The organism is Bacillus coreaensis (genome assembly GCF_050586445.1).
In the GTDB taxonomy this organism is placed as follows: Bacteria; Bacillota; Bacilli; order Bacillales; family Cytobacillaceae; genus Robertmurraya_A; species Robertmurraya_A coreaensis.
This window is the reverse complement of the sequence record NZ_JBOCCY010000004.1, coordinates 230,922-249,547: the sequence shown is the minus strand read 5'-3', so window position 1 is coordinate 249,547 and position 18,626 is coordinate 230,922. Positions and strand designations below refer to the sequence as shown.

Sequence of the window (18,626 nt, the reverse complement as noted above, 5' to 3'; positions counted from 1 at the left end):
ACTTAAAAAAACTAAGTGTAATTATATCATAAAATGTTGTAAATTTTTGTTTTTATTGTCATAATTTTAGTAGATTTGTCATACCTTGTGTTTTTATGACACTGCTAATAGTACATGATTGTTTTTTAAAATTGTAGTAGTAAATTTCATTTGGAACTAACTTACAATTAATTTTCTACATATTGGAGGAGGAATAGAATTGAAGGCATTTTTTACAACTTTGTTAGCCATTATTTGCGTTGCCGTTCTTATTCTAGGAAATATACATTGGAATAAGAGGACTTCTGTTCAGGCAGGAGATGAGATTGAAGAGAGAGATAACGAGCCTACTACTAATATAGAGGAAAAAGAAACTAAGACAGAAGAAGACATCGCAAAAATATTAGAGCTTGCTGGAAATTGGCCAGAAGACACAAAGGTAGCATTCCAAGCTGCACTTTCAGAAGGACAACCGTTTCATATCTTATTCGTAGGTTCGAAAGCAATCGAAGCTGGAAGCAACCCTTGGCCCCAACAACTCCAATTATTAATGGAAGAAGCATATGGCGAATCTGTTTTTACCTTTGAAACCATAACAACTGATTTAATCTCAGATGAATACGTTGCACAGGAATTGTATAAACAATGGAATAGTGAAGCGGACTTAATTGTATTTGAACCTTTTACGTTAAATGATAATGGTGAAGTCGTGATAGAGCAATCTCATGCAAATATCCTAACGATGATAGCTGAAATTGATGCTACCGTGATCCTTCAGCCACCACATCCTTTATACAATACGAAGTTCTATCCAATTCAGGTTTCTTCACTTGAGAAATTTGCAACTGATAATGGAATTCCTTATCTAAACCATTGGACTGCTTGGCCAGACCCAACTACTGTTGAGATTCAAAGCTATCTTGATGAAGAAGGTAGTTTACCAAATGATAAAGGCCAAGAGGTTTGGGCAAATTTCTTAGCTGATTACTTTATTAATAATTAATAGCATCCTTTTAGAGCCTCCTTTATGAGGTTCTTTTTCTTATATAAAATGTATTGTTGATTGGTATGTATAAACAAGCCTTTATTTCCAATAGGAATAACAGCGAAGAGAATGCATACCAATCAACCCCTCTCACCTAGTTCAGTGCTTCTTCCACCAATTTACATTGCTAGTAAACTTCCAAATCTCTTACAATATCTAAGGTAGGTAAAATAGATTAGGAGGTTAGTCCTCTTTATGATAAATAAACTAGTGAAGATATTACTTCTATTTACAATCATCTTTTCATTATTTCCAATAACCAAAACATCTGCGGCAGAGCCCACGCTTCAAGTAAAGCTACGCAATTATTTAGGAAATAAAACAGAAGTAACCGTGTCTATTCGAGGGAACTATTTACTTGGTAACTCCAATACAGTTATGAGTGACGGCACTTCACTAAAATTAAAGTTAGAGAATGGCCAAATTGCCATGTATTCTGGAGCCCAATTTATTGGTCGCTTTGACTCTATTTCTTTATCACCTTTGCATTCTACAAATATTTTGACCATTAACCAAAAACCTTATTCTGGTTCTTTTATCTTTACTATAGAGTCTACTTCTTATGCCAGATATATTCGTCCAATTAATACCATTACCATCGAGGAATACTTACGTGGAGTCGTTCCAAATGAAATGCCTGCTTCTTGGTCATTAGATGCTTTAAAAGCTCAGTCTGTGGCTGCACGTACGTATGCACTAAGCTACCTCGGTGGTGTTATTGACGACACCATTAACTATCAAGTGTATGGTGGTTTAAATACTCATCCCTATTCTGATGCTGCTATCAAAGCTACCGCGGGACAGGTATTAAAATATAACGGAAGACTGATTAATGCAGTTTTTTCCGCAAGCAATGGCGGTATGACTGAATCGAACGCGAATGTTTGGGGTTCTACACCGGTTCCTTATTTCATCGTAAAAGAGGATTCCTTTGATCCGAAAACAGCTTGGACCATTACAGTTAATAAGGAACAGATTAATGTAACGAACAAAAATCTGATCAATGAGCAGGAATGGTGGAACACAACAACAGAGGCCAATCCAGTTATTGCATCCAATATTAAAGCATGGCTTTATAATAATGGGTATTATAATAAGGAAATAAAAATTGTCTCTGTCAACAACCTTTCCCTTTCCCAGCCTTCAAGTGGTGGCAGAGTAACAAAGGGCTCCATTGTAATAAAGTTTTTTGTAAGAGATATCAGAGACGCGAATAATCAGCTTGTCTTACAAAAACTTGACTTGTCTAATACCACAGCCGTTCGCATTCGTGCGCTGTTAGGGAACCGTCAAATGTTAAGTTATTTAGTTGATGAAGTAGTTACGACTGAAACATTGACTACTATTAAAGGACGAGGAGACGGTCATGGTGTAGGTCTTAGCCAATGGGGAGCCAAGAAACGTGCTGATAATGGTCAATCTTATAAGGATATTCTTACCTTCTACTATCCTGGTACTAACCTAGTTACCGAATACAGTTCAAAGGTGCAACGCTTAAGCGGGTCAGACCGCTATGCAACAAATCGTCAAATCCTACAGCAGCTCCCTGATCATTCTCTTGACCATATTATTCTCGTGTCAGGAGAAAACTATCCAGACGCATTAGCTGGAGGAGCATTAGCCAAACCATTAAACACTGCTGTTGTTCTTATCAATAACCAAAGTTCAACGTTAACCAACAGTCTTCCAGAAATCAGACGGTTATTAATGGAGACGAATGGGAAAATTTATATTGTCGGTGGTACATCTGCCATTTCTACTGGAACTGAAGAATATTATCGAAAAAACGGCTTTACCGTCGAGAGAATAGCTGGTAAAAATCGAGTAGATACATCCATCGAGGTAGCAAAGCTTGGATATCCGGACGCAAACGAGGCTTTCCTTGTGTATGGACATAATTTTCCTGATGCCTTATCGGTGGTTCCAGCTGCTAATAAAATGAATATGCCGATCTTATTAAATAGTAGCAAAACGGAATTAAGCCCTGAACTTCTCAATTATATCAAAACACATGGTATTGAGAAGATTACGTTAGTCGGTGGATCTAGCGCGATTCCTGAGGCTGTTGTTCATACACTGGAAGAGAATCAAGTTATGGTAACTAGAATCTCTGGTTCTGACAGAACGCAAACCTCTTTAGAAGTAGCAAAAACCTACTTCCCTGGATCGACTAAAGTTTCAATTGCCAATGGCTTCAGTTTCCCAGATGCTTTATCTGCTGGTCCATTTGCTTACTTTGAGGATATGCCTGTTATCTTAATTCCCTCAAATGATGTACCCGCTAGTGTTCTCACTACAGTTAACGATAAAGAGAAAATCGTATTATTTGGTGGAAAGAGTGCTATTTCAGATACAGTTGAAGGAAAAATCAAATAATATTATTAATTCCCCTCCTTTTTAGGAGGTTTTTTTATTTATTTAGTTCATTTCTTCAAAATACTCTTTTATAAGGACCCTTACATAAATTAATCAAACCTAGTATGTATAGCTAATGTAATCAAGTAAATAGCTTTCTACTTCTGATAATTTATTACTTAGTTCATTACTTCCCCTTAGATTGAAGTTACTAGTACAATTAGTTCCGGTCACTTGCATTTTACTAAAAGGAATATCCCTTCCATTCTCTGTGGTTATTACTCCGGTTCCTGATAAGTGGATACAATCATTGTTAATCGGTGTTCTGTGAGAGCCTTTATTTACATAGTAGTATTTATCAGTTACTGTCCCATACTTCATATCCGGTGTTGAAGTAAAATAGGTCCCGAAACCTTTTACCCCCATTGCATTTAATTCATCTAATGCCTCTTGTTCGACACGTATTACTGTATAATCTCCTTCCATTTGTAATTCTTCTTCACCAGGAATGTTATAAAATACAAAGATAATTCCTTCAAAGCCTTCTGGTAATAGAACAGTATTATTTGTAGAGTTTGACCCAGAACATGCTCCTAATCCAAGAATCATCAATAACACTAATAATTTTTTCATACTAACCCCCTATATTGTTACAAAAAACCATCTAACAAAACACTCCCCTTACCATTTTATCAAATTACTCCGACACTTTTGGGACACATCCGCAGTTCTTAATAAAGTACAAAAAGTTTAAGTATTACGAAAAATATAGAAAATTTTGGTTTTACCACCGTTATTAAACTGATAAAATAGTGTAGTATGAAACTATAAAATGGAGGATGATTTATGAGGAAAATTTTAGTTTCTCTCGCTACAGTAGCAACCTTACTTTTAGTGTGCATACCGAATAACGCTTATGCATTTGAGAAAAAGGATTTTAGAAATGAGCTCACTCAATCCCTTGAACATGGTGATGTAATAAGCGAGATTGAGCCGAATGATAACTTTTTTTCAGCAGATTATCTGATGTTGGAAGAGGTCTATGGTGGCACCATGTCAAGTAACGATGTAGATTTTTATCAAGTGGACGTTACTGAGAAAGGGTACTTTTTTACAACTGGTATTGTGTATGGAACCACTTCTTGGGTACAAGCTACTATATACGGTTCTAACGGTGAAGTAGTTAGTACGGACTCTGAAACTGCCGAAGACATGTTTTTCAGCGGAGCTGTACTCCTTGAACCAGGAAGTTATTATGTTGAACTGACTCCAAGACCAGGAATCGCTTATGAACAAGAGTACTTATTTGCAAGCATGTTAGTTCCAAGTAGTTTTTATAGACTTTCTGGGGAGGACAGATATGAGACTTCTGTAGAAATCGCGTATGATGGTTGGGGCTATTCTGCTAATGAAGTTTTACTAACAACGGGGCAGGATTTCCCAGATGCTTTAGCTGCTGGTCCTTTAGCAAACCAGCTGGATGCTCCCATCCTATTAACCAAAAAGGATCAGCTTCCTAATGCTGTAGTTGACTACATTTACGATTCGAACGTTTCCAAGGTAACCATTATTGGTGGCACAGGAGTTATATCAGCAAAGGTTGAACTGTACTTAAAAACTGAGCTAGGCGTTAAAGTTGAGAGAATTGCTGGTAAGGATCGGTTTGATACGGCCGCTCAAATCTCGGATCGTTTAGTTAATTACAATGGAGATAGTACCGCCTATGTGGTTAATGGGCGAAACTTCCCCGATGCCCTTTCCATTGCTCCTATTGCTGCTCGGGAAGGAGCACCTATCTTGTTGGTTGAATCAAATTCTATACCTACAACAACCTCTAATAAACTTAAAATATATAGAGACACATTTGTTATTGGTGGTAAAGGCGCCGTATCAGAAACTCTATACAAAAAGTTAAGTAATCCAACTCGTATAAGCGGAGCTGATCGGTATGAAACCTCTGCAAAGGTAGCAGAATATTTCTATGATCCCGCTCTAAAAGGTCATTTTGAAGGACATAGTGCCTATATAGCTACCGGCTCCAACTTTGCCGATGCATTAACTGGTTCGGTAAATGCTAGCTTTTACGGAGAACCATTGTTGTTAACACCATCAAATTACTTACATCCTAGTGTAAAGAGCTTTATTGAAGAATATGACTACATGTGGTTTACTATTCTGGGTGGAAATAGTGCCGTTAGTGATCAAGTTGTGTGGGACCTAATAAACTTGCCATATTAATAGATAGAAAGGAACCTAAGTCATTGACTAGGTTCCTTTCTTCGTTCTATTTGTTTAACTTTGTAATACGACCTTCAGTAGTTGTAGAAATTGTACCTTGGTCTTTAATGTATTCCACTAAAGCATCAAGGTCGACAATCGTAATGACTTGGTTCTTTCCTTCTTTAAGAACCGAATATCCATCTCCACCGCCAGCCATATAGTTATTTACTGTAGCTGTATACGTTTGAGTATCTACGATTGGTGTTCCATCTGCTTTTGTGATAGAAACCATTCTGCTACCCGCTTCTTTGGAACTATCATAAGAAACTTTAATACCAGAGATTTGTAGAATTCTCTCTTTTGAACCCCATTGAGATTCGAATAACGTCTTAATTTGAGCTCCAGTTAATTCCATTGTTACAAGGTCATTGTTGAAAGGTTGAACCTTGAAAGCCTCTTCCCAAGTGATGTCACCTGCATCGATTCCTGCACGAACTCCACCTGGATTCATGAACGCAAAGTCCGTTCCAGTATATGCTTTCATAGAATCAGCAATGACATTACCCATTTCAGATTCGCCATCAGCATTAGCGTCTCTTGAAATTTCATCTGCAGCTACCCCAATTTTTTCATTTAAAATTGGCGCAACTTGCTCGATATAACTATCAAGAATAGCCTTGATTTCTGCATCAGGAGTAACACCTTCTTGGAAAGTTGTTACTATTTCGGCTTCTTTCTTAACAATATCCTTTGTTACTGGGTCAATTTCCAAGTCAACATCAGAGAATGCTGATCCATAAGAATATGATTGAACAAGAAGTTTGCCATCCACTACCGTGTTTGCATATTGGTGGTTGTGTCCACCAAAGATAACATCTACTTCATCATCTACGGCATTTGCAATATCAACTAGTTCTTCTGTTGGGTTTGCACCATCAAAATCTGATTTAACTGCATTGTGAGAAACAACAATGATTGATTCTACACCTTGCTCTTTTAGTTCAGTAGTGTATTTGTTAATGGCCTCTACTTCATCAGTGAACTTAACTCCTGCTGTTCCACTTGGAATAACGATTCCAGGTGTACCTGAGAAAGCAATACCAATGTATCCAACCTTCACACCCTCAACTTCTTTGACCACATAAGGATCTAAAATTGGCTCATTTGTTGTTTCATCCACTACGTTTGCTGCAATATAAGGGAATTCTGCACCTGCAAAATCTCCTGTTTTCGGATGTGTTCCTCCATTGATTAAACGAAGCATCTCTTCGACACCTTCATCGAACTCATGGTTTCCAACTGTTCCTAGATCAAAACCGATTTCGTTTAATATCTCGATTGTCGGCTCATCTTGAAGTAACGCAGATACTGGAGCACTCGCTCCTACCACATCACCTGCATGTAGCATAACTGTATTTGGATTTGTTGCTTCACGTTCCTTTAAGTATGCAGCTAAATACTCAATTCCACCTGCTTGTTTTCCACTTACATTTGTAATGGTATTTAACTGACCATGTAAATCGTTAATACCTAATAATTGAAGCTCAATATTCTTTTTTAAATCAATTGAATACTTATGGAATCCAGTTGGTTTTGCTGCATCAACTGGTCCAACGTATTGAACATTAGAAATTTCTTTCGCTAATGTTTGAGTTGTTTCTGAACCTGAAGATTCAAATGTTACATTTACGTTCCCTGCAATACCAGCAATCTTCCAGTTACTATCTGCTGATGGATTGATTGTACCGTTTTTAATAATATAGTTCATAACCACTTGACGGTTTTCATCTGGCGATTCAAAAATCACACGTTGACCATCTGGATTTGCCACTTTCGTAGACATTGCACGGTAGTTGTTTGTTGCAACAACAAATTGTTGATCGTCTGTTACCGGCTTCCCATTGTACATTAAGTTTTTAATACGGTTAGCAGCTGGATTAACGATGGATGTTCCATTCACATCATATTTTGCTGGTTGAGTTACATCAAACTCGTATGTTACACCGTCAATTGTGTCGAAATTATAAGCTCTAAAGTCAGGATTGATTAGAGACTGTTCTTCCGTCTTTGAAGGATCAATTTGATTAAAGTTACCAGCCGTCCATTCTAAGTACTCTTTTAGTTGAGCACCAGAAAGTAACAACGCTTGTACTGTGTTGTTGTATTTATAAAGGTCAGCCACGTTTTTAATCGTAATATCACCCTCTGGGATATACGTGTACTCATCCGCACCATTTCGACCAGCTTTAAATGGAGCTGCTGACGAAAGAAGTGGTAGATTTTCGTATTCTGTTCCTTTTAATGCGTCAGCCACATACTCTTTTTGAGCATTGTTAACGATTTGCACCGATGGGTCATCCTGAACTCGTGCAAAATAGCTGTGAATTGAATCCGTTGTTTCTCCTACTGGGCTGTTAATGTACTCAACCGTAGCATCATGTGATTCCTTCATTACATCAACGAGCTCTTGATCTGCAGCAACGTCAGCCGAGCTACGAACTTCCGATTGAGAATCAACGACTGTCCATTTCCCATCTGCTTGTTGTAGTTTCAGATCAATAACACCTAATGCACTTGCATCTACATTCGATTGAACAGCTGCTACTCCGTTAATTGTTCCTTTAACAGGGTCAACACCTTCTACATCCTTGAATGAAGCATCTGTACCTGGGAATGAAAGATGTGTGTGTCCAAAGATAATCGCATCGATTCCTTCCACTTCACTTAAAGCGTATACTGTGTTTTCCTTATTTGTCTTATCTTTATCAAAACCACTGTGGTTAAGAGCCACAATGACTTCTGCACCGTCTTCCTTCATCTCAGGAATCCACTTTTCAGCCGATGCAACGATATCTTCTGTCACTACTTTTCCTTCAAGGTTTGTTTTATCCCACTGCATAATTTGTGGAGCAACAAAACCAATTACCCCAACCTTGACTTTTTGTTCTTTGCCTTCTGAATCTTTTACAGTTTTTTCAATGATTTGATAAGGCTTAATAAGAGTTTTGTTATTTGTCGGATCATTGTCATGATCATCTACGTATACGTTCGCACTAACATAAGGGAAGTCTGCCCCTTTAATGCTACCTTCTAAGAAGTCTAAACCATAGTTAAACTCATGGTTTCCAAATGTTGCAGCATCATATCCTAATAGATTCATTGCATCATAAGTTGGGTTTGTTTCATTTTCTACTAAACCATCAGCAATAGCTGCTTTTCCACCTAAAATCGTAACGGTGTTACCGTCAACATATGCTGTTTGTTCTTCTGTTAATGAATCAGGTCTTACTAAAAGAACATTTGCTCCTTGCTTTGCTGCTAGTACTGAACCTGTCAAGGCATCAGCGAATCCAGTTCCAGTTGCTAGGAATGTTCTATTGCTTTCTCCTTCAAGTTCCGTTGCCACACGATATGAAGTTTCATAACGGGTTGCTCCACTAATACGAGTTGGGTTTGTAACAGCACCTTCTACTGCAGGAGAAACGACACCTGTTCCACCCACAATAATCGTACTTTCTTTCCCTTCTAGAGCTGTATTTGTGCTCGCAGGAAGACTATCTTTTTCAGTTAATAGAATCGGCAGACCATTCTTGGCCGCATAGGCAGCAACAGATACTGCGTCAGGGAAGTTTCTTCCGTATGCCAATACTGCTGTGCTCGTATCACTTCCAAGCTCAGCAGCTAATTCTACGGCTGTTTCGAAACGATCCTTACCAGAGATTCTCTTAATATATACTTTTAAATCATTTTGAATTTCTTTTTGTACTTTGTCAGAGATTGCCCCTGTACCACCAAGAATAATAACTTTCTTGGCTTTTAAGCGCTTAATTTCTGCCTTCGTATCTGCATTTAACGATGTTGTGCTAGTTAAAAGAATGGGTGCATCTAGTTGGTAAGCTAAAGGAGTTGCCGCTAATGCATCGGCATAATCATCTGAACGAGCAATAATGACTGTGTTCGATGTTTCCCAACCTTCTTTTGAAACCTGAATGGCTGTGTTAAAACGATCTGCTCCTGATACACGGTCAACGAAAGTTAATGGATCTACTTTTGCAAGATAATCGGTATATGGATTTCCTTGAAGTAAATCTCCATTATCTAATAAAAGATTGTTACTATTTTCTTTACGCTCTTCTTTAATAAGAGTGCCTACTTGCACAAGTCCTTTATTCGCTGAAGTACCTGAATAGTAATCATAATTCATAATACTTCCATGAATATCTGTTGTACCCATAATTTTCAGGTCAACATAGGCCTCATTTGATAGGACATTCGTCGGTGTTGATTGAGCTGAGACAAAACTCCCACCAAAAGGTGCTAACATAGTTACTGCCAAAGTCGATGCTACTAATCCACTAAGCTTTTTCTTGCTTCGTTTCAAGACGATTCCACCTTTCAATCTTTTATACTTCCAAGTCGATTATAAACTCATATTGACATAATTTGTACATTTTTCTGTAAATTTTCGTTAAATTTGTAACATATTGACGATTTTGTCAAATAGTCTTACAAGACTATTTTCCTTCGTTAATAGACTTACAATATAGCAAGGATATTCATAGGTAAATTGAACTTATTTATTACTAAAAAACCAGAGGGACTACAACACACAGTTTACATAATTTTAAATATTGAATTTTAGTATTATAATTATTTGTGCAAAATTTAACAATTATATAAGGGGTATTTATCATGGGAAAGAGATTATTTTTTTTAACAATATTAGTACTATTGGCACTAACCGCTTGTGGAACTGACACAGAGACAAAAGTCTCACAAACCTCAACAGCAAGCGGAAAAGAGACTTCTGAATCCGATTCTAAGGATGAACTAGGAACTGAGGAAAAGACAAAATTATCATATGAGGTAAATGGGAAACTAGTAGAAATCGATGCAAAAGTTATTACTACAACGAGTGGCTATAATGTTACTGTTCCAGAACATTTTGGGTTAATGGAAAATGAGTATGAAGGTATCGATGAAATTTTCACAGGAAAAGATAGAGATCCGAAAAAAACAATAGATGAAATGTTCGTTATTAAGTCTTTTGACATAAAGACATTGGAACAAGCAAAAAAGGATCATATTCAGGCCATGAAAATAGGATCTAATAATAATGAGGTACAAGAAATTGATTTATCTAATTACCCTGTTTTATCCAATTATAATTTTTATTTAACTAGTTCTCAGAATGACGATATGATTAGCTCAAATTATTATGAACTTGTAAAACTTGAGGAAGATGGAAGGGTTTTAGCGTTAGAGTTTACAACGGATATAGCAACAGAGGATGAAAATGTAATGGCTCTTATACATGCAATGGCAGCAACTTTAGAAAAAGCCGATGATACTGCTTCTGCTGAGGAGAACGAATCAGATAAGGATGAAAAAGAAGTTGAACCTAAGAAAGCCTCAACTGAATCTAATGGGGAAATCGATTACAATGGAAAATGGATTGATCGGAACAATTCAAGGTTTTTAACCATTGAAGACTATACAACAAACAAAGCTAATATTTATTTCGATTATTGTTGGAACAACTGCACTTCGATAGGTTCTACAGATCTGATGGAAGTTGAATTTTCATCTAATAAAGGAACACTTGAATATGAGGATGATGGTTTTGGCAATAGCGGGAAAGTATTGATTGAGATAGATGCTAACCAAATTATCATACAGCATAATGATGAAGAAAAACTAACACTTACGAAGTATCAACCAAGTTAATTTATTTTGCTCAAAAAAAGAGCTGTATTCCTAATTTGGGAGTACAGCTCTTTTTATTATTGGCAATTAAACCGAAGTAAGAAAAAAGTACCATATAAAATCTTCTGATTAAAGGATTTCTTTCTATCAATTATTCAATATGGTAATATAGATTTATCTATCTTTAGTAGATTTAGGAGGAATTGTAAAAAAATGAAGAAAAAAGTCGTAACTCTTACCTCTGCTGTCCTATTAACCTCAACATTCGCTACCAATGCACTAGCAAGTAGCTATACGGTTCAAAAAGGGGATACGCTCTCTCGTATTGCCGGAAAATACAATACAACCGTACCAGCTTTAAAATCATTGAATCAGTTAACCTCTGATATGATTTATATCAATCAAGTCCTTCAGGTCGGGGAGGGAGAGACTACTAGTGGCGTTCAAGCCCCTACTACTCCAACTACTAGTCAAGTTACCTATCATACGGTAGTACCTGGCGACAGTTTAAGTAAAATCGCAAGCTTATATAGTATCTCTTTAAGCGATTTGCGGAAATGGAATAACCAAACAAGTGATTTAATCTATCCTGGTCAAAAATTTATCGTTTCGAACCCTGGAAGCACCACTCCGAGTACTCCCGTAGTGACAACACCAACACCATCACCCGCTACTCCCCCTACCACAACAACGGGGACTGAGTACACCGTTAAAAGTGGGGATTACTTAGGAAAGATTGCTTTACAATTTGGGCTGACCGTACAAGAGCTTAAATCATTGAATGGGTTGCAGTCGGATATGATTTATGTGGGTCAAAAGCTGATTGTTAGCAAAAATGGTACATCAAGTGCTCCCGTTACTACACCACCGAGTGTTTCCACATCCGTTGTAGACATCGCAAAAAGTCTTATTGGTGTTCCGTACGTATGGGGTGGCAGTACCGCTTCAGGTTTTGATTGCAGTGGCTTTATTTATTATGTGTTTAATAAAGCTGGAGAAAAAATGGGCCGTTACTCAGCGGAAGGGTACTATAGCCGTTCATACTATGTAGATCAACCCCAAGTTGGCGACCTTGTTTTCTTTGAAGGTACATACAAACGTGGAATCTCTCATATGGGAATATATCTTGGAAATAACGAATTTATTCATGCGGACTCCACTAAAGGAGTGACCATTACTAAACTCTCTAACTCCTATTATCAAAAGCATTTAGATGGGTTTAAGAGATTCTACTAAATAAAATGAGCCATCTCTTCATATGAAGGGATGGTTTTTTATTCATCGAAAAATATGAATATTCACAAATTACATCCAAATACTAACTTTTTCTACTTTCCTCCAGTAAATATTTTCTATATAATGAGTTTGTGAGTGTTTTGGCATATTTTTATACCGTCAAATTTACTAATTACCTATTAACAAAATAGGAATCTTCACCGATTATATATAGTAAGCAGCGTCATTTTACTACTAGAAATGAGGATTCTCCGTGATTAATATAAATGAAAAGGATTTTATAGAGACGATTCGTATGAAGGGAACTCAGGTATCACTGCTCGCCTCTAGCAGTACTGCAGAGATCATCCATCATCGCCTTGATGATGGGACAAGTTGGGCTATTGAACCTGAAGAAGGCTGGAATGCTCTAGAATATTTAATTATTCTTAAGGGAGAACTTAAAACATTTCCACAGAATGAAACGGTCCCTTCCCTGAAACCCGGTGATTCTTTTTATAGACATCCAGTCAAAGAATTCTATACATTTAAGGCTGTAGGTGTAACCGAATTTATTTATGTTAGCTCACAACCTATATTTCATAGATATAGTAATATTGTTAGAGATATTATGTCACTTGCTATATCAATTGAAGAGAAAGATGGTTATACTGTCGATCACTGTACTAGAATAAGTAAAATGTCTATGCATGTCGGGGAAGCTTTAGGCCTCGACTCTGAGCAAATACTTAGATTGAACTTAGGTTCCTTCTTTCATGATGTTGGAAAAGTGAACATTCCAGAAGAAATATTAAAAAAGCCTGGCAAATTGACTTCTGATGAATGGTCAATTATGAAGCAACACCCCACATTCGGAAGGAAACTGTTAGAGGATACAAAAATACCCGTCTTAGCTTCAATAGGAGAGGTAGTTGAACAGCATCACGAAAGATATGATGGAACAGGCTATCCAAAAGGACTTTCCGGAGAGAATATCTGTATTGAATCGGCCATTATATCAGTAGTTGATTCCTATGATGCTATGACATCAGACAGAATATATCAATCTAGAAGATCTCCAGACTATGCTTTTGAGGAATTATTACGCTGCCGAGGATCCATGTACCACCCTGAGGTAGTTGATACATTCATAGGATTAAAGAATACTATATTAGGAGTGAAAGAAGAATGAAAAAGACGTTGATCACCGCTGTTGCTCTATTAATTTTTGCAATAAGTGTTGCCGTTTCACCAGCTAAAGCAGCTTATTTATCTGAATATGACCAGTATGTAGAAGTTTCTTATGAAGAAGCGCGTGCTATCGCAGACCTACTTGGTTTAAAAGATGTTCCCCTAGGTCCAGAAACAGCAAGGCTATCGTTTGAACTTCAAGAAGCGTTGATTGCAAAAATTGAGTCCATTATCAATAGAGAAATCGATCATTATTATATCTGGTTAACAGTTGATGGAGTGCCTGTACTCGGTATCGACCCACCTGTACCATTATTTTAACAAAAGGAACCCTCATTATGTTTTATAATGAGGGTTTCCTAATGTTCGAATTTATATTACTGCTTGACACCACTAGGAGTTAAAAACTTTTCTCCATCATATAACAAATAATCGGTATATACCCCTATTCCATTAGCCCTGAAAGCTTCAGCCTCTTCAGGATTGTTTATCGTATGAGTATACATCGCAATATTACTATCCTTTAGTGTTGATTGCATTTCAGCAGTTAGACGAAATGGAAGACCTGCAACTGCGGTTACATTGTTTTCTACACACCATTTGGAAAGTTCCTCTGGGGTAGGCATATTTTCATTTGTATGGTGATACAGTGTGTATATTACTTCATTAAAAACATGATAGGAGTTTATATACCCCAACATTGGCTGGTCATAAATTTGAGGAATAATTCTATCTAGTAAAGATGGAGCCACTTCTTTTGTGGTATTCACAATATAAGAAAAACTCTTTCGAACATTGGCCTCATCTTTATCTTTAGTATCCGTTACAAAATAAACATCTGGATATTTTTGCATTAACTCTAGGATTTGTTCCCATGATGGAGCATGATACTCACCATGTATTGTTAATCCCATTACTGTATCAAAAGGGAGCGGTTCTTCAACAGCTGGTGCCTCTTGCCCCAACCAACCATAATGACCAAGAGTCCAATCATGACGTCCAATTAGCCGGTTATCAGAAGTCATAATTAAATCTACTTCAAACACACGAAAACCACGTTTATAGTTCTCCTCAAAGGCCTCAATCGTATTTGTAACATAATGCCCATCTATATACCCAAGACCATGAGATACTTCTGGTATTTCTGCCAATATTGATTTCTCAGATTTATCTTCTTCTACCTGTACCTTTTCATTACTTGCTTGTTTTCCACAACCTACTATGACCGTAATAGCTAATATTAGCAATAGCGATGACCTTATTCTCTTTTTCATGCCAACTTCCTTCCTAAAACCAAAGTTCTATAAGTCTAGTAACTATTATATTAATTTAATAGACTTATGAACACCCCGAGAATTATTTGGAAGGGAATTTACAGTTGATAATTATCACTTTTCATACAATTCGATCGGTAACCCATCTGGGTCTGAAAAAAAGGTAAATTTCCTCATGGTAAATTCATCCACTCTAATTTGTTCCACTTTGATTCCTTTTTCCTTTAACTCACCTACAGTAGCTTCAATATTATTAACTTCAAAAGCCAAGTGCCTTAACCCAGTAGCTTCTGGAAAACTCTGTCTTTTAGGTGGATTGGGAAAGGAGAATAATTCAATTTGATACTGTCCATTAACTTCGAGGTCAAGCTTATATGAGTCTCTTTCTTTACGGTACACCTCATTTTTGGGTGTCAGACCAAGAACTTTGGTATAAAATTCCTTTGATTTTTTGTAGTCACTACAAATAACGGCGATATGATGGATTTTATTTAGTTTCATTTTATCTCTTACCTTTCAACGTATTGACCCCTCTTTTTAAGAGGGGCCTTTTTTATTCCGTTTGGAACACTCGTTTCACTTTTTCAACGACTACCTTTGAACCACCTCTACCCTCGACATGCTCAATCATCATTGCGATTAAGAGGCTTGGATTATCTGTGTTGTAGGCAACGAACCAGCCATTTTCTTTTCCTGCTTCATTTTGCTTTTCTTTGAACTCAGCTGTTCCCGTTTTTCCGGCTAGAGGGTAACCTTCTATTTTTGCCGCATTTGCTGTACCTTTTGGATTTTCAACAACTTGCTTTAATGCAGCATTTAATTTGGTTAGGTTTTCTTCACCAATCAAGCCAGCTTTCCATACCTGACTATCTTGGTCATCCAGAAGGAGTGTTGGTTTGATCATGTTTCCATTGCTTAACAATGGCGTGTATGTGCTTGCTAGGTGCAATACATTCATTTCAACTTGACCTTGACCATAGCCCGAATCAGCTAGCGTCACTTCAGAACTCATATCTCCAAATGTGGAAGTTTCTAATGGGAATAGGAAGTCTGATTCCTCTTCAAATCCAAAAGACTTCAAACCTTCCTCAAATTTCTCTTTTCCCAGATCTAATGATGATTGGGCAAAGTATATGTTATCTGAGTATAGTAACGCTTTGTCAAGATTTACTGGTCCATTTGGATCGGTAACCCTTGTTACATAGTAACTGCCCCAAGAGGAGTCTTTTTGCCATTGCTTTCCACTGATTTGCATGGTTTTCTGCCAGTCTGTAGTTCCAGCTTGCAGAGCAATTGCGGCCGTTATTGGCTTAATCACAGATCCAGGTGCGAATGTTGCCTTAAAACGGTTCAATAGTGGTTGCTTCGAGTTTTCTTCAAGCGCCTTCCATTCAGCTGCTGTTGCACCAAGTGAAAGTTTGTTAGGATCAAAGCTTGGGCTACTTACTAAAGCGAGTGTTTCACCCGTAGTTGGGTGAATGGCCGCACTCATTCCTGCTTCTTCTTTCAACTCGAGGTACATGTCTTGCTGAACAGCCCCGTCAATTGTAAGTTTTATATGATCTCCGTCTTTCACAAGTTTTTCAGCTAATATGGTTTCTTCTCCATCTTCTTTTTGAATGAGAATTTGAACACCCTGTTCACCCTTTAGCCGTTTTTCCAGAACTTGCTCTAGACCTCTTTTTCCGATGACATCGTTGGCAGTATACGTACCTGGCTCTTGTTTCTCTAGTTCTTCCGCTGTAATAGCTCCGACGTACCCAATAAGGTGCGCAGCTGCTTCACCGAAAGGATACACACGAGCTTCTACATTTTTCTTTTGTACACCTGGAATTTGACCAAGCTTCGCTCTCAATTCGGTATCATTTTCTGCAATGGTTTTAATTGGGACGAAATAGTCTGGTTGAACCCAGCTAGCGTTCAGTGCTTTTTCAATGCTTTCTTTCGTGATTCCGAGAGCTGTGGCAAGCTGCTCGATAACAGCTTCTTCCTGTCCTTCAATTTCTTTAGGGACCAAACCCATTTCAAGAGCTGTTCCAGTGGTGGCAAGTTCTAATCCATTTCGATCGAGAATATCACCCCTTTTTGGTGAGACGGTATTGATTCCCACCTTATCTCCTTCTTTCAACTCAGGAAATATATATGTAGTGTTCCAATTTAGGTACCAATTCGTGTTGTCTTCTTTTTCTTCCTTCGTTAGTCGGGCATCATGCTCAAAACTAATCTCACCTGCGATGCTGTCCATACTGATGGAAAAAGGAAGACTTACTTCCGTTACTTTTTTGTCACGTTCCTTTTCTTCCTCAGGTTTCTCATAGGTGACTTTAAGGCTTGTGATTCCGAGATCGTTGTAGATCTTTTTGTAACGGTCTACAAATTCTTCTTTTTTAATGCTTTCCTTTGCTTCTGTGGATAAATAATCATACATTTCTTCAAACTTTTGATTATTCCAAAGCTTTACATACGTAGAAAATTGATCTTCTGGCTGCGGCTCCTTATTACAGCCCGCAAGAAAGATTAAGGTGATCATGACTACAAACCAAAGCGACTTTTTCATACGTCTCCTCCTTTAACCTCTTCACCTATTTTACCATATAAATGTAAATGTATTGATAAATTCGCATTCGTCTAGTTTGTGACTACCCTTCAAAAGGGAAAAGAGAAACATAAAAAAGATGAGGTGAACAAGATGGTAAAAATATTTATTGATCCTGGCCATGGAGGAACGGATTCAGGCGCTGTAGGAAACGGGATTCAAGAAAAGAATGTGACTTTGCAGATAGGATTAAGAATTAGAGATATTTTAGAAAGAGAGTACTCCAATGTGTCGGTAAGGATGAGTCGTACAGGAGATACCACCGTCTCTTTAAATCAAAGATCAAATGCTGCAAATTCATGGGGAGCCGATTTTCTCTATTCCGTTCATGTGAATTCAGGTGGTGGTGTTGGATACGAGGATTATATTTATAGTAGATTGTCTAGTAGCTCTCGTACCGCACAAATGCAACGTACCATTCACTCGGAGATTACCGCTCGAAACAATATGAATGACCGAGGACTGAAAAAAGCGGATTTCCATATGCTTCGTGAGACGAATATGGATGCCGTGTTAACAGAGAATGGATTCATCGATAACGCTGGGGATGCGGCTAAAATGAAGGATCCAGCATGGATTGAGTCAGTGGCGAGAGGACATGTAGTTGGACTGGAAAGAATCTATAACCTTACAAGAAACGGGAATGCTCCTGTAGCATCTACACCTGCTGCCACACCTACACAGGCGCCATCTCCTTCTCCTGCACCATCATCAGGTAGACTTCTTTATCTTCCAGATTCTGCTGATACTTGGAGAATTTATCATGTGAATGATGCGCCAGTCAGAGCCAATGCAATCGGGCAACTAAGACCAGCGAAATTTGGTGGACTATCTTACCGAATTGTAGCAAATGGTCGTGAGCCGGACACATATATCATTGATACAGCTGACTTTGGTAGAGTGAAGATTTATGCTCATTCTAGTACGGGTGCTGTTATTAGATAGTAAAATAGCCTCCCTATAATCGAGGCTATCTTTAATTAATATTGTGTGGTTTACTTCGGATGCTTTAATTGTGTTTTTCTTCTCTCAATAAAAGAAAAAA

Annotated in this window: 13 protein-coding genes; 8 read left to right on the top strand and 5 right to left on the bottom strand. The window is 37.7% G+C overall.

From position 1 onward, the window contains the following. Positions 1-199 precede the first annotated feature (199 nt). Both ACQ5H4_RS08855 and ACQ5H4_RS08850 read left to right on the top strand, forming a co-directional pair. The gene (locus tag ACQ5H4_RS08855) at positions 200-982 is read left to right on the top strand and encodes an SGNH/GDSL hydrolase family protein (RefSeq protein ID WP_430774575.1); all 783 of its coding nucleotides are present in this window, start codon (positions 200-202) and stop codon (positions 980-982) included. A gap of 237 nt (positions 983-1,219) precedes the next feature. Continuing rightward, positions 1,220-3,400 (top strand): SpoIID/LytB domain-containing protein, encoded by a 2,181-nt coding sequence (locus ACQ5H4_RS08850; RefSeq protein ID WP_430774574.1) that lies wholly within the window; start codon positions 1,220-1,222, stop codon positions 3,398-3,400. Between the two features lie 99 nt (positions 3,401-3,499). On the opposite strand, the gene ACQ5H4_RS08845 is transcribed toward ACQ5H4_RS08850, so the two are convergent. Next, complete coding sequence (locus tag ACQ5H4_RS08845) at positions 3,500-4,012, bottom strand: DUF6843 domain-containing protein (protein ID WP_430774573.1); 513 nt, start codon at positions 4,010-4,012, stop codon at positions 3,500-3,502. A 213-nt stretch (positions 4,013-4,225) separates the two neighbouring features. Here ACQ5H4_RS08845 and ACQ5H4_RS08840 point away from each other — a divergent pair, with 213 nt between their 5' ends. Further along, positions 4,226-5,617 carry a cell wall-binding repeat-containing protein gene (locus tag ACQ5H4_RS08840; RefSeq protein ID WP_430774572.1) on the top strand — a complete coding sequence of 464 codons (1,392 nt, stop codon included), beginning with the start codon at positions 4,226-4,228 and terminating at the stop codon, positions 5,615-5,617. Between the two features lie 46 nt (positions 5,618-5,663). Here ACQ5H4_RS08840 and ACQ5H4_RS08835 read toward each other — a convergent pair whose 3' ends face one another. Then, positions 5,664-9,980, bottom strand: a complete 4,317-nt coding sequence (locus ACQ5H4_RS08835; RefSeq protein WP_430774571.1) for a bifunctional 2',3'-cyclic-nucleotide 2'-phosphodiesterase/3'-nucleotidase — start codon at positions 9,978-9,980, stop codon at positions 5,664-5,666. A gap of 311 nt (positions 9,981-10,291) precedes the next feature. On the opposite strand from ACQ5H4_RS08835, the gene ACQ5H4_RS08830 reads away from it, so the two are divergent. From ACQ5H4_RS08830 to ACQ5H4_RS08815, 4 genes are all read left to right on the top strand, one after another. Further along, positions 10,292-11,326, top strand: coding sequence for a hypothetical protein (locus ACQ5H4_RS08830; RefSeq protein WP_430774570.1), 1,035 nt, complete (start codon positions 10,292-10,294; stop codon positions 11,324-11,326). Positions 11,327-11,518: 192 nt separating this feature from the next. Beyond that, positions 11,519-12,541, top strand: coding sequence for a C40 family peptidase (locus ACQ5H4_RS08825; protein ID WP_430774569.1), 1,023 nt, complete (start codon positions 11,519-11,521; stop codon positions 12,539-12,541). A gap of 253 nt (positions 12,542-12,794) precedes the next feature. Then, positions 12,795-13,712 carry an HD-GYP domain-containing protein gene (locus ACQ5H4_RS08820; protein ID WP_430774568.1) on the top strand — a complete coding sequence of 306 codons (918 nt, stop codon included), beginning with the start codon at positions 12,795-12,797 and terminating at the stop codon, positions 13,710-13,712. Then, the gene (locus ACQ5H4_RS08815) at positions 13,709-14,032 is read left to right on the top strand and encodes an 8-amino-7-oxononanoate synthase (RefSeq protein ID WP_430774567.1); all 324 of its coding nucleotides are present in this window, start codon (positions 13,709-13,711) and stop codon (positions 14,030-14,032) included. Before ACQ5H4_RS08820 ends, ACQ5H4_RS08815 begins: the two co-directional genes overlap by 4 nt. Positions 14,033-14,088: 56 nt before the next feature. Here ACQ5H4_RS08815 and ACQ5H4_RS08810 read toward each other — a convergent pair whose 3' ends face one another. From ACQ5H4_RS08810 to ACQ5H4_RS08800, 3 genes are all read right to left on the bottom strand, one after another. Beyond that, positions 14,089-14,985, bottom strand: coding sequence for a phosphatidylinositol-specific phospholipase C/glycerophosphodiester phosphodiesterase family protein (locus ACQ5H4_RS08810; RefSeq protein ID WP_430774566.1), 897 nt, complete (start codon positions 14,983-14,985; stop codon positions 14,089-14,091). 114 nt (positions 14,986-15,099) lie between these two features. Continuing rightward, positions 15,100-15,486, bottom strand: coding sequence for an SMU1112c/YaeR family gloxylase I-like metalloprotein (gene gloA2, locus ACQ5H4_RS08805; RefSeq protein ID WP_430774565.1), 387 nt, complete (start codon positions 15,484-15,486; stop codon positions 15,100-15,102). A 52-nt stretch (positions 15,487-15,538) separates the two neighbouring features. Next, positions 15,539-17,542 carry a penicillin-binding transpeptidase domain-containing protein gene (locus tag ACQ5H4_RS08800; protein ID WP_430774564.1) on the bottom strand — a complete coding sequence of 668 codons (2,004 nt, stop codon included), beginning with the start codon at positions 17,540-17,542 and terminating at the stop codon, positions 15,539-15,541. A gap of 132 nt (positions 17,543-17,674) precedes the next feature. Between ACQ5H4_RS08800 and ACQ5H4_RS08795 the strand changes: the two genes are divergently transcribed. Continuing rightward, positions 17,675-18,526, top strand: coding sequence for an N-acetylmuramoyl-L-alanine amidase family protein (locus ACQ5H4_RS08795; protein ID WP_430774563.1), 852 nt, complete (start codon positions 17,675-17,677; stop codon positions 18,524-18,526). Positions 18,527-18,626 lie beyond the last annotated feature (100 nt).

What these genes read in the sequence shown, in the direction of transcription:
- ACQ5H4_RS08845 (WP_430774573.1), bottom strand. Translation starts at nt 4,012, where the DNA reads ATGAAAAAATTATTAGTGTTATTGATGATTCTTGGATTAGGAGCATGT.
- ACQ5H4_RS08825 (WP_430774569.1), top strand. Translation starts at nt 11,519, where the DNA reads ATGAAGAAAAAAGTCGTAACTCTTACCTCTGCTGTCCTATTAACCTCA.
- ACQ5H4_RS08810 (WP_430774566.1), bottom strand. Translation starts at nt 14,985, where the DNA reads ATGAAAAAGAGAATAAGGTCATCGCTATTGCTAATATTAGCTATTACG.
- ACQ5H4_RS08800 (WP_430774564.1), bottom strand. Translation starts at nt 17,542, where the DNA reads ATGAAAAAGTCGCTTTGGTTTGTAGTCATGATCACCTTAATCTTTCTT.
- ACQ5H4_RS08840 (WP_430774572.1), top strand. Translation starts at nt 4,226, where the DNA reads ATGAGGAAAATTTTAGTTTCTCTCGCTACAGTAGCAACCTTACTTTTA.
- gloA2 (WP_430774565.1), bottom strand. Translation starts at nt 15,486, where the DNA reads ATGAAACTAAATAAAATCCATCATATCGCCGTTATTTGTAGTGACTAC.
- ACQ5H4_RS08795 (WP_430774563.1), top strand. Translation starts at nt 17,675, where the DNA reads ATGGTAAAAATATTTATTGATCCTGGCCATGGAGGAACGGATTCAGGC.
- ACQ5H4_RS08830 (WP_430774570.1), top strand. Translation starts at nt 10,292, where the DNA reads ATGGGAAAGAGATTATTTTTTTTAACAATATTAGTACTATTGGCACTA.
- ACQ5H4_RS08850 (WP_430774574.1), top strand. Translation starts at nt 1,220, where the DNA reads ATGATAAATAAACTAGTGAAGATATTACTTCTATTTACAATCATCTTT.
- ACQ5H4_RS08815 (WP_430774567.1), top strand. Translation starts at nt 13,709, where the DNA reads ATGAAAAAGACGTTGATCACCGCTGTTGCTCTATTAATTTTTGCAATA.